Genomic DNA, 13,578 nt, shown 5'->3' with positions numbered 1-13,578 from the left:
TATTTGCATGTATAAAACAGCGATAAATCGTCCTATTACGACCTTAATGTTTGCTTTGGCGATTGTCTTTTTTGGGACTATGGGCTTTAAAAAATTGAGCGTGGCGCTTTTCCCTAAAATTGATATGCCTACGGTGGTGGTTACTACGACTTATCCTGGGGCTAGCGCTGAAATCATAGAGAGTAAGGTAACCGATAAGATTGAAGAAGCGGTGATGGGGATTGATGGGATCAAAAAGGTTACTTCCACAAGCTCTAAAAATGTGAGTATCGTGGTCATTGAATTTGAATTAGAAAAGCCTAATGAAGAAGCCCTAAACGATGTGGTCAATAAAATTTCTTCGGTGCGTTTTGATGACTCCAATATTAAAAAACCCTCCGTGAATAAATTTGATACCGACAGCCAAGCCATTATTTCATTGTTTGTGAGCAGTTCAAGCGTGCCGGCTACGACTTTGAACGATTACGCTAAAAACACCATTAAACCCATGCTCCAAAAAATCAATGGGGTAGGGGGCGTGCAACTCAATGGCTTTAGGGAGCGCCAAATCAGGATCTATGCCGATCCTACTTTGATGAATAAATACAATCTCACTTATGCGGATCTTTTCAGCACGCTTAAAGCGGAGAATGTGGAAATTGATGGGGGGCGCATTGTCAATAGCCAAAGAGAATTGTCAATTTTAATCAATGCGAATAGTTATAGCGTTGCGGATGTGGAAAAGATCCAAGTGGGTAACCATGTGCGCCTTGGCGATATTGCAAAAATTGAAATCGGATTAGAAGAGGACAACACTTTTGCGAGCTTTAAAGACAAGCCTGGGGTGATTTTAGAAATCCAAAAGATTGCAGGAGCGAATGAAATTGAAATCGTGGATAGGGTGTATGAAGCCTTAAAACACATTCAAGCCATAAGCCCTAACTATGAAATCAAGCCTTTTATGGATACGACAACTTTCATTCGCACTTCTATTGAAGATGTGAAATTTGACCTAGTCTTAGGGGCGATTTTAGCGGTTTTGGTGGTGTTTGTATTCTTGCGTAGCGGGACGATCACTTTAGTTTCAGCGATTTCTATCCCTATTTCTATCATGGGGACTTTTGCGCTTATCCAATGGATGGGCTTTTCGCTCAACATGCTCACCATGGTCGCCTTAACTCTGTCTATAGGGATCATTATTGATGATGCGATCGTGGTGATTGAAAATATCCACAAAAAGCTAGAAATGGGCATGAACAAACGCAAAGCAAGCTATGAGGGGGTGAGGGAAATTGGCTTTGCGTTAGTGGCGATTTCAGCGATGTTGCTTTCAGTTTTTGTGCCTATAGGGAACATGAAAGGCATTATCGGGCGCTTTTTTCAAAGCTTTGGGATCACGGTGGCTTTAGCGATCGCTTTGTCGTATGTGGTGGTCGTTACAATTATCCCCATGGTAAGCTCAGTGGTCGTTAATCCTAGGCATTCTCGTTTCTATGTGTGGAGTGAGCCTTTTTTTAAGGCTTTGGAGTCTTATTACACTAAATTGCTTCAATGGGTTTTAAACCATAAGCTCATTATATTTATAGCGGTGGTTTTGGTGTTTGTGGGTTCGCTTTTTGTGGCTTCTAAGCTTGGCATGGATTTCATGCTTAAAGAAGATAGGGGGAGGTTTCAAGTCTGGCTTAAGGCTAAACCGGGCGTGAGTATAGATTACATGACACAAAAGAGTAAGATCTTTCAAAAAGCGATTGAAAAATACGATGAAGTGGAATTTACCACCTTACAAGTGGGTTATGGCACGACACAAAACCCTTTTAAAGCGAAGATCTTTGTGCAACTCAAGCCTTTAGAAGAGCGCAAAAAAGAACACCAATTGGGGCAATTTGAGTTGATGAGGGCTTTAAAAAAAGAATTAAGAAGCTTGCCGGAAGCTAAAGATTTAGAAAGCATCAATCTTTCTGAAGTTGCTCTTATAGGCGGTGGTGGGGATAGTTCGCCCTTTCAAACCTATGTGTTCTCTCATTCTCAAGAAGCGGTGGATAAAAGCGTGGCGAATTTGAAGAAATTCTTACTGGAAAGCCCTGAATTAAAAGGCAAGGTTGAGAGCTATCACACAAGCACGAGCGAATCGCAACCGCAATTGCAACTCAAAATCTTAAGACAAAACGCCAACAAATACGGCGTGAGCGCTCAAACCATAGGTTCAGTGGTAAGCTCTGCATTTTCTGGGACTTCTCAAGCGAGCGTGTTCAAAGAAGATGGTAAAGAATACGACATGATCATTAGAGTGCCTGATGATAAGCGCGTTTCTGTGGAGGATATTAAACGCTTGCAAGTGCGTAACAAATACGATAAATTGATGTTTTTAGACGCTTTAGTGGAAATCACAGAAACCCAAAGCCCGTCTAGCATTTCTCGTTATAACCGCCAGCGTAGCGTTACGGTGCTTGCTGAGCCTAACAGGAGCGCGGGCGTTTCTTTAGGCGAAATTTTAACGCAAGTGAGCAAAAACACGAAAGAATGGTTGGTTGAAGGAGCGAATTACAGATTCACCGGTGAAGCGGATAACGCTAAAGAGAGCAATGGGGAGTTTTTGATCGCTTTAGCGACAGCGTTTGTGTTGATTTATATGATTTTGGCGGCGTTGTATGAATCCATTTTAGAGCCTTTTATCATCATGGTTACCATGCCCTTAAGCTTTTCAGGGGCGTTTTTTGCCTTAGGATTAGTGCACCAGCCTTTGAGCATGTTCTCTATGATAGGCTTGATCTTGCTCATTGGTATGGTGGGTAAAAACGCCACGCTCTTAATTGATGTAGCGAATGAAGAGCGTAAAAAAGGCTTGAACATTCAAGAAGCCATTTTATTTGCCGGCAAAACCCGTCTAAGACCCATTTTAATGACCACTATTGCGATGGTTTGTGGCATGCTGCCTTTAGCGTTAGCTAGTGGGGATGGATCAGCGATGAAATCCCCTATAGGGATTGCGATGAGTGGGGGCTTGATGATTTCTATGGTGTTAAGTTTACTCATTGTGCCGGTGTTTTATCGTTTGCTCGCTCCCATAGATGACAAACTCAAACGACTTTATCAAAACCAAAAAGCTTTAGAATGAAAAAGATTGTTTTAATTTTGGCTTTAAAAATGGGTTTGTTAGGGGCGTTTGAGCCTAAAAAAAGTCATATTTATTTTGGGGCTATGGTGGGTTTAGCCCCTATTGAAATAATCCCAAAACCGGCTAGCGATTCTTCTTATACCGCTTTTTTATGGGGGGCTAAAGGGGGGTATCAATTCGCTTTTTTAAAAGCTTTAGCGCTAAGGGGTGAATTTTCCTACCTTATGGCAATCAAACCCACCGCACTGCACACGATTAACACTTCTTTATTGAGCTTAAATATTGATGTGTTAAGCGATTTTTACACTTACAAAAAATACAGCTTTGGGGTGTATGGGGGGCTTGGGATAGGGTATTTTTATCAAAGCAACCATTTAGGCATGAAAAATAGTTCGTTTATGGGGTATAACGGCTTGTTTAATGTGGGGCTTGGCAGCACGATCGATCGCTACCACCGCATAGAGCTTGGGGCTAAAATCCCTTTTTCAAAGACTAGAAATTCTTTTAAAAATCTTTATTTTTTAGAGAGCGTTTTTATCCATGCGAGTTATAGTTACGCTTTTTAAAGGAGATGTATTACAGAAAGTAACTAACTGATGGTTTTTATAATGAGACTGGTTACTAACATATAAAAGGATTTGTTTTGTTTTCTTTTAGTTAATATAATGAAAATTTCGTTGTGGATAGTGTTAATAAATGTAATTATATAATATAATATGAAAGGGTTTAAAATATGACTTATAGAAATGGCAAAACAGATTTAAAGAATGAACGCTTTAGCAAAAACCGCTCTTTTAAGGGCATTAAAAAGAAAATCGCTAAAAAATATAAAATCAAAAACTCGCCTTTGACAATTTACTCCTTAAAAACGCAATCAAATCTTTCTGCATCCTTTAACAAAAAAATCTTCTTAGGGCTAGGGTTTGTTTCAGCTTTGAGTGCTGAAGATTATAATAGTTCGGTGTATTGGCTCAATAGCGTGAATGAAAATAACAGCAACAAATCCTACTATATCAGCCCCTTACGCACTTGGGCTGGGGGGAATAGGAGTTTTACGCAAAACTACAACAACAGCAAATTGTATATAGGGACAAAAAACGCTTCCGCAACGCCCAATAATTCTTCTATATGGTTTGGGGAAAAGGGCTATGTAGGTTTTATTACAGGGGTTTTTAAGGCAAAAGACATTTTTATCACAGGGGCTGTTGGCTCAGGTAATGAGTGGAAAACCGGTGGGGGGGCGATACTGGTTTTTGAAAGCTCAAACGAATTAAGCGCTAATGGGGCTTATTTTCAAAATAACAGAGCCGGGACACAAACTTCTTGGATCAATTTGATTTCCAATAACAGCGTGAATTTGACAAACACGGATTTTGGCAACCAAACCCCGCATGGAGGCTTTAATGCTATGGGGCGAAAGATCACTTATAATGGCGGGATTGTCAATGGTGGGAATTTTGGCTTTGATAATGTGGATAGCAATGGCACAACCACCATCAGCGGAGTAACTTTCAACAATAACGGTGCGCTCACTTATAAGGGTGGGAATGGTATTGGGGGGAGCATCACTTTCACTAACTCTAATATCAATCATTACAAACTCAATCTTAACGCCAATAGCGTTACCTTTAATAACAGCACTCTGGGGAGCATGCCTAATGGCAACACTAATACTATAGGGAATGCCTATATTCTTAATGCAAATAATATTACTTTTAATAATTTGACCTTCAATGGGGGTTGGTTCGTTTTTGATAGATCTGATGCTCATGTTAATTTTCAAGGCACAAACACGATCAACAATCCCACTTCACCCTTTGTCAATATGACCGGTAAAGTTACTATTAATCCTAATGCGGTTTTTAATATTCAAAATTACACGCCTAGCATAGGGAGCGCTTACACGCTTTTTAGCATGAAAAATGGCAACATCACTTATAATGATGTCAGCAACTTATGGAATATCATCAGGCTTAAAAACACGCAAGCCACAAAAGACAACAGCAAAAACGCCACTTCTAATAACAACACCCACACTTACTATGTAACTTACAATTTAGGCGGCACACTCTATCATTTCAGACAAATTTTTAGCCCTGATTCCATTGTTTTACAATCTATCTATTATGGCGCGAACAATATTTATTACACCAATAGCGTGAATATCCATGACAATGTCTTTAATTTAAAAAATATTAACGATGATAGATCTGATACGATTTTTTATCTCAACGGCTTGAACACTTGGAATTACACTAATGCGAGATTTGCTCAAACCTATGGCGGGAAAAACAGCGCCTTAGTCTTTAACGCTACGACCCCTTGGGCTAATGGTGCGATCCCTAAATCTAATAGCACGGTGCGTTTTGGGGGGTATGAGGGGGTCAATTGGGGGAAAACGGGCTATATTACTGGCACTTTCACAGCCGATAGGGTTTATATCACCGGTAACATGATGTCTGGTAATGGCGCTCAAACCGGTGGGGGGGCGACTTTGAATTTTGTGGGCGCGACTGAAATTAATATCGCTGGAGCCACCTTTAAAAACCTAAAAACCACTTCACAAAACTCTTACATGACTTTTATCGCTTTAGGGAATGGCTCTGGGAGCGCTAAAATCAATGTCTCTCAATCTGATTTTTACGATTGGACGGGTGGGGGGTATGATTTTACCGGTAACAGTGTTTTTGATAGCGTGAATTTCAACAAGGCTTATTACAAATTTCAAGGCGCTGAAAATTCTTACCATTTTAAAAACACGAACTTTTTAGCAGGGAATTTTAAGTTTCAAGGCAAGACCACCATTGAAAAATCCGTTTTAGATGACGCTTCTTACACTTTTGAAGGCGCGAATAACACCTTTACTGAAGACAAGTTTAATGGCGGATCGTTTAATTTCAACCATACAGAGCAGACAGACGCTTTTAATAACAACTCGTTTAATGGCGGATCGTTTAGTTTTAACGCCAAGCAAGTGGATTTTAATCATAACTCGTTCAATGGGGGCGTGTTTAATTTCAATAATACCCCTAAAGTCAGTTTCACTGATGACACTTTCAATGTGAATAATCAATTCAAAATAAATGGCGCTCAAACAGCTTTTACTTTCAATAAGGGCGTTGTTTTTAACATGCAAGGGCTTTTGAGTAGCCTAAGCGTGGGCAAGACTTATCAATTGCTCAACGCTAAAAGCGTGGATTATAAGGATAATAATAACGCTTTATACCAAATGCTGCACTGGACTAGCGGAGAAAATCCTAGCGGCACGCTAGTTGATGAGGATAAATCCGCACCAAACAACACTAAAATCTACAATGTCCATTTCACTGATAACGGCTTGACTTACTACATTAAAGAAAATTTTAATAACGGGATCACGCTCACTCGTTTATGCACTCTGGGTTACACGCATTGCGTGAATATCCATGACAATGCGTTTTATCTTAAAAATGTCAATAATAGCGCGAGCGATACCGTGTTCTATCTTAATGGCATGACGACTTGGAAGATCGCTGGCACAGGTGTTTTCACGCAAGATTACAGCGGCGCTAACAGCGTTTTAGTATTCAACCAAACCACCCCCTTTCTTGATGGGGCGAATCCCGCTTCTAATAGCGTGGTGAGTTTTGGGAAAACTTCAGGGGCTGAATGGGGGCTAGTGGGCTATATTCATGGCGTTTTTAAAGCCAATCAAATTGATATTACCGGCACGATTCGCTCCGGTAATGGGGCTAAAACCGGTGGGGGAGCGATTTTAGTCTTTAACGCTCAAGAGCGTTTGAATATCGCTAATGCAAATTTAAACAACGATAAAGCTGGCTTGCAAGATTCATGGATGAATTTCATTGTTAATAATGGCAATGTGAATGCAACAAACGCAAATTTTAGCAACCAAACTCCGCATGGAGGCTTCAATCTTAAAGCCGATAACATTACTTGGAATAAAGGGTCTGTGAGTGGAGGGGGGAATTTTGGCGTGGATAACGCTAACGCTAATGGGAATGCAGTGATTAAAAATGTTAATTTTAGCGATAACGGCACTTTGATTTATAAAGGGGGCGAAAACAGTGCCGGAAATTCCCTAACCCTAGAAAACAACACCTTCAATTCTTATAATATCAACGCCAAAGCACAAAATCTAATTTTTAACAACAACTCGTTTAATGGCGGGAGCTATTCGTTTAATGACACTAAAAACACCACCTTTAAAGGCACAAACACGCTCATTAACAGCGATCCTTTCAGCCGTCTTCAAGGATCAATCGCTATTGACAATAATAGTATTTTTAATATTGAAAGGGATTTGACTGACAACACCACCTACACGCTTTTAAGCGGGAATAACATTAAATATAATAATGAAATTTTGGCGGACAATGCTTTTTCAAAAAATTTATGGAATTTAATCCATTATGGTGGCGAACAAGGGACTCTATTAAGAGCGGATAACAACACTTTTTTTGTGCAATTCACCCAAAGCAACGGCCAAAAATTTGTTTTTGAAGAAACTTTTAATTCTAGCTCTATCACCTATAAATATTTCACTATCCATTCTTCGCTTTTCCACACAGACGCTGATTCTAAGGATATTTGGAGTCAAGTAAGGAAGCAATTTGATTTTATTCCAGGAAAAACCCCTGTGTGTGTTGGCGTGTGCTATATCGCGCCTTATAAAAATCAAGACCTTATTGGCTCTAGCGCTTTTGCGTGGTCGCTGAACTTTGGGGCCACGGTGGTAGGGACTTTGCTTTTAGGGAGCGCGCAAGAAAAGGCCAATAACAATGGCGGATCTATCTGGTTTGGTAAGAATAATTTGCTGTATTTGCACGGCAATTTCAACGCGACTAATATCTTTTTAACGAATAACTTTAATGTCGGCAACCCTAACGCCGGCGGTGGGGCGACGATTAGTTTTAACGCTGATGAAACCTTGAGTGCTGACGGGTTGGATTACACGAATTTTCAAACAGTGGCTTTAGGCTTACAAACCAGCGCGAGCCAGCATTCATGGGCGAATTTTAATTCCAGGCTTTCTATGGAGATTAAAAATTCTAACTTTAGGGATTTCACATGGGGAGGCTTTAATTTTAATTCAGGGCGTATCACTTTTGAAAACACCACTTTTAGCGGCTGGACCAATATTAACGGAGCGACTGAGAGTGGCTCATCGTATGTGAATATGGTTGCGAATACGGATTTGGTATTTTCTAATTCCATTTTAGGAGGGGGTATCCGCTATGATTTGAAAGCCAATAACATTGTTTTCAATAACTCTCAAATAGTCATTGATGTGTCTAAGAATGTGAATCAGTCATCATTGAATGGGAATGTTACTTTCAATCATTCCAGGCTTTCAGTCAAACCCAACGCTGCTATCAATATTGGGAGGGATCAGACCCAAACGGCTTTAGAAAACGCTTCAAGCCTTTCTTTTTACAACAACAGCGTGGCGAATTTTAACGGCGCAACTGCTTTTAACGGGGTGTCTTATTTGAACTTGAACCCTAACGCTCAAGTCAGCTTCAATCAAGCGAATTTCAATAACGCTAATGTAACCTTTTATGGCATCCCTTTATTTGGTAAAACGCCTGATTTTGGCAACTCTGCACGCCTGATTAATTTCAAAGGGAATACGAATTTTAATCAAGCGACGCTCAATTTAAGGGCTAAAAATATCCATTTGAATTTCCAAGGCGCTTCCACTTTTAAACAAAATTCTACGATGAATTTGGCTGAAAGTTCTCAAGCGAGTTTTAATACGCTTAGCGTAGAGGGGGAAACGAATTTCAACCTCAATAACTCAAGCTTGTTGAATTTCAATGGCGATAGCGTTTTTAACGCTCCTGTGAGTTTTTATGCCAATAACTCTCAAATTTCTTTCACCAAACTAGCGACCTTTAATTCTAATGCCTTGTTTGATTTAGAAAACAACAGCACCCTGAATTTTCAAAGCGTTCTTTTAAACAGCACTCTAAGCCTTTTAGGCAATGGCGCTAACGCTTTATCCATTAATGCAAGCGGGAATTTCAGCTTTGGATCTCAAGGCGTTTTGAATCTGTCTAATGTGAATTTGTTTGATGCAAAAAACAAGCCCTTAGTTTATAATATTTTACAAGCTCAAAATATTCAGGGTTTGATGGGGAATAACGGCTATGAGAAGATCCGTTTTTATGGCATACAGATTGACAAGGCTGACTACTCGTTTAATAACGGCGTTCATTCGTGGAGATTCACTAACCCGCTCAATACGACTGAAACGATTACAGAAACCTTGCATAACAACCGCTTGAAAATTCAGATCTCTCAAAACGGCGTTTCTAATAATACGGCATTTAATCTTGCCCCTAGTTTGTATGATTACCAAAAAAACCCTTATGATGAAAGCTCTAATTCTTATAATCACACAAGCGGCAAAGCCGGCACTTATTATTTGACAAGCAATATCAAAGGCTTGAATCAAAACAATGAAACACCCGGGACTTATAACGCACAAAACCAACCATTACAAGCCTTACACATTTACAATCAGGCTATCACTAAGCAGGATTTGAATGCGATTGCCAGTTTGGGTAAGGAATTTTTGCCTAAAATGGCTAATCTTTTATCTTCAGGGGCTTTAGATCATCTCAATCTCAATAGCCCGAATGGTTTTGAAACTCTTTTTGGTATCTTTGAAAAGTATGGTATCACTTTAAACCAAGAAAATTGGAAGAGCTTATTAAAGATTATCAATAATTTTTCCAATACGGCTAATTATGATTTCTCTCAAGGCAATCTCGTTATAGGAGCGATCAAAGAAGGGCAAACGAACACGAATAGCGTGGTGTGGTTTGGAGGCGATGGCTATAAAGAGCCATGCGCGGTTGGGGATAACACTTGCCAGATGTTCAGGCAGACTAATTTAGGGCAATTGCTCCATTCTAGCGCACCTTATTTAGGCTACATTAACGCTAATTTTAAGGCTAAAAACATCTACATTACCGGAACCATCGGCAGCGGGAACGCTTGGGGGAGTGGAGGAAGCGCGAGTGTGTCTTTTGAAAGCGCGACAAATTTGGTGCTTAATCAAGCCAATATTGACACTCAAGGGACTGATAAAATCTTTTCTTATCTGGGGCAAGGTGGCATTGAAAAGCTTTTTGGAGAAAAAGGCTTAGCGAATGCGCTTTCTAATATTATTTATGAAGAAAGTTTGAATAATAACGCTATCCCCAAAGATTTAGCCAACATGATCCCTAAAGATTTTGGATCTAAGACTTTAGGCTCTTTACTTAGCCCTACTGAAGTGAATAACCTCTTAGGCGTGAGCGCTTTTAAAAACGCAATCATGGAAATTTTAAATTCTAAAACGGTGGGCGATGTTTTTGGTGAAAACGGGCTTTTAAACGCACTAGATCCTATAAAAAGAAAAGAAATTGATCAAATGCTTTTAGAGCAAATCCAAGCCCATTCTTCAGGGTTTGAAAAATTCATCGTTAAAACTTTAGGGATTGAAAATGTAGAGAATTTCATCAATAACTGGTATGGCAAGCAAAGTTTGAGTTCTTTTGCCAATAATTTTGTGCCTGGAGGCTTGAATCAAGCCCTGGATAAAATAGGCTCTAGCTCTGATGCCAAGGACTTACAGAGTTTCTTGGATAAAACGACTTTTGGGGATATTCTCAATCAAATGATCAATCAAGCCCCCTTAATCAATAAGCTCATTTCTTGGCTGGGCCCGCAGGATTTGAGCGTGTTAGTCAATATCGCTCTAAATAGCATCACTAACCCCAGCGAAGAGCTAACTAACACCATTTCTAGCATAGGCGAAAAAGCGTTAAATGACTTATTGGGCGAAGGCGTAGTGAATAAAATCATGAGCAATCAAGTCTTAGGGCAAATGATTAATAAGATCATCGCTGATAAGGGCTTTGGAGGCGTTTATCATCAAGGTTTAGGCTCTATACTGCCTCAATCTTTACAAAAAGAATTGGAACAATTGGGCTTGGGATCTTTACTCAAACCTAAAGGATTGAACAATCTCTGGCAAAAAGGGAATTTTAATTTCGTGGCTAAAAACCATGTGTTTGTGAATAACAGCTCATTCAGTAACGCCACAGGGGGGGAATTGAATTTTGTAGCGGGCAAGTCCATTATCTTTAACGGGAAAAACACCATTAATTTCACGCAATATCAGGGCAGGCTTTCATTTATTTCTCAAGATTTTTCTAATATTTCACTAGATACCTTAAACGCTACCAATGGTTTAACGCTGAATGCTCCTAAAAATGACATTAGCGTTCAAAAAGGTCAGATTTGCGTGAATGTTTTAAATTGCATGACCGCTAAAGGAAGTGCAAAAACAGCTAATTCTTCTTCAAGCACTATAACCCCAACCGATGAAACTCTAGAAGTGAATGCGAATAATTTCGCTTTCTTAGGAACAATTAAAGCGAACGGATTAGTGGATTTTTCAAAAGTCTTACAAAATACCACGATCGGGACTTTGGATTTAGAGCCAAACGCCACTTTTAAAGCCAACAACTTGATCGTGAATAACGCTTTTAACAACAACTCTAATCATAGGGCTGATATCAGCGGTAATCTCAATGTGGCAAAAGGAGCGGCTCTCAGCACGAATGAAAATGGTTTGAATGTGGGGGGGAATCTTAAGAGCGAAGGGCCATTGATCTTTAATCTTAACAATAAAACCAATCAAACGATTATTAATGTGGCTGGCAATTCTACGATCATGTCTTATAACAATCAGGCTTTAATCCATTTTAATACCCAACTCAAGCAAGGCGCTTACACGCTTATAGACGCTCATCGCATGGTTTATGGCTATGATAATCAAACGATTCTTGGAGGGAGCTTGAGCGATTACCTCAAGCTTTACACTCTCATTGATTTTAACGGCAAACGCATGCAATTAAACGGCGATTCACTAAGCTATGATAACCAACCGGTCAATATTAAAGATGGGGGTCTTGTGGTGAGCTTTAAGGACAATCAAGGGCAAATGGTGTATTCATCTATCCTTTATGATAAGGTTCAAGTTAGCGTCTCTGATAAACCCATGAGCATTCAAGCCCCTAGTTTGGAGTATTACATTAAATACATTCAAGGCAGCGCTGGTTTGGATGCGATCAAATCTGCGGGCAATAATTCCATTCTGTGGTTGAATGAGCTTTTTGTGGCTAAGGGGGGTAATCCCTTGTTCGCTCCTTATTATTTGCAAGACAATCCCACTGAACACATTGTTACTTTAATGAAAGATATTACCAGCGCTTTAGGCATGCTCACTAAACCCAATCTTAAAAACAATTCCACCGATGCTTTACAGCTCAACACTTACACGCAACAAATGAGCCGTCTAGCCAAGCTTTCTAATTTCGCTTCCTTTGATTCAACGGATTTTAGCGAACGCTTGAGCAGCCTTAAAAACCAAAGATTTGCTGATGCGATCCCTAATGCGATAGATGTGATTTTGAAATACTCTCAAAGGGATAAATTAAAAAAAAATCTTTGGGCGACCGGCGTTGGGGGCGTGAGTTTTGTGGAAAATGGCACAGGAACGCTCTATGGTGTCAATGTGGGCTATGACAGATTCATTAAGGGTGTGATTGTTGGAGGGTATGCGGCTTATGGGTATAGCGGGTTTTATGAACGCATCACTAATTCTAAATCCGATAATGTAGATGTGGGCTTGTATGCGAGGGCTTTCATTAAAAAGAGCGAGCTGACTTTTAGCGTCAATGAAACTTGGGGGGCTAATAAAACCCAAATCAACTCCAACGACACTCTGCTTTCTATGATCAATCAGTCTTATCAATACAACACATGGACGACGAACGCAAAAGTCAATTACGGGTATGATTTCATGTTTAAAAACAAAAGCATCATTTTAAAACCTCAAATTGGTTTAAGATATTACTATATCGGCATGACCGGTTTAGATGGAGTGATGAATAATGCGCTCTATAACCAGTTTAAAGCGAATGCCGATCCGTCTAAAAAATCCGTTTTAACGATTGATCTTGCTTTGGAGAACCGCCATTATTTCAACACAAACTCTTATTTTTATGCGATTGGCGGCGTTGGTAGGGATTTGCTTGTAAGGTCTATGGGGGATAAATTGGTGCGCTTTATTGGTAACAACACTTTGAGCTACAGGAAAGGCGAGCTTTATAACACCTTTGCGAGCATCACTACAGGCGGGGAAGTGAGGTTGTTTAAAAGCTTTTATGCGAATGCTGGGGTGGGGGCTAGGTTTGGATTGGATTATAAAATGATCAATATCACCGGAAATATTGGAATGCGTTTAGCGTTTTAGGGGGTTGGGGCTTACCCCTTTTTTTTGAGCCATTAAACAATTGATAAATGGTGGGATTAAGGATTTAACGCATGCGTTCTTTTGGTGTTAGTAACATGCGATTAGCGCTTAGTAAAAATAAAATAATGCCACCAATAATGAAAAATGTTGAAGTTGCTAAAACCAGTAT

At 39.8% G+C, this 13,578-nt stretch carries 3 protein-coding genes; all 3 read left to right on the top strand.

Going from position 1 to position 13,578, the window contains the following annotated elements; translation table 11 throughout:
* Nucleotides 1-7: 7 nt before the first annotated feature.
* A complete protein-coding gene (gene hefC, locus QT74_RS01785) occupies nucleotides 8-3,094 on the top strand; it encodes an efflux RND transporter permease subunit HefC (RefSeq protein WP_033764191.1) in 3,087 nt (1,028 codons plus the stop codon).
* Nucleotides 3,091-3,660: an outer membrane beta-barrel protein gene (locus tag QT74_RS01780; RefSeq protein WP_033764190.1), complete on the top strand. Its 570-nt coding sequence runs from the start codon at nucleotides 3,091-3,093 to the stop codon at nucleotides 3,658-3,660. The genes hefC and QT74_RS01780 overlap by 4 nt, the downstream gene beginning before the upstream one ends.
* Before the next feature lie 167 nt (nucleotides 3,661-3,827).
* Nucleotides 3,828-13,409: a vacuolating cytotoxin domain-containing protein gene (locus QT74_RS01775; RefSeq protein ID WP_033764188.1), complete on the top strand. Its 9,582-nt coding sequence runs from the start codon at nucleotides 3,828-3,830 to the stop codon at nucleotides 13,407-13,409.
* The last annotated feature ends 169 nt before the right edge of the window (nucleotides 13,410-13,578 follow it).

This window comes from Helicobacter pylori SA213A (genome assembly GCF_000476275.1).
GTDB lineage: Bacteria > Campylobacterota > Campylobacteria > Campylobacterales > Helicobacteraceae > Helicobacter > Helicobacter pylori_CL.
The sequence above is the reverse complement of the archived record's forward strand: the minus strand, read 5'-3'. Positions and strand labels throughout refer to the sequence as shown.

Bases quoted from the DNA above. Each gene is read 5' to 3' on its own strand.
- QT74_RS01775 (WP_033764188.1), top strand. From the start codon at position 3,828: ATGACTTATAGAAATGGCAAAACAGATTTAAAGAATGAACGCTTTAGC.
- QT74_RS01780 (WP_033764190.1), top strand. From the start codon at position 3,091: ATGAAAAAGATTGTTTTAATTTTGGCTTTAAAAATGGGTTTGTTAGGG.
- hefC (WP_033764191.1), top strand. From the start codon at position 8: ATGTATAAAACAGCGATAAATCGTCCTATTACGACCTTAATGTTTGCT.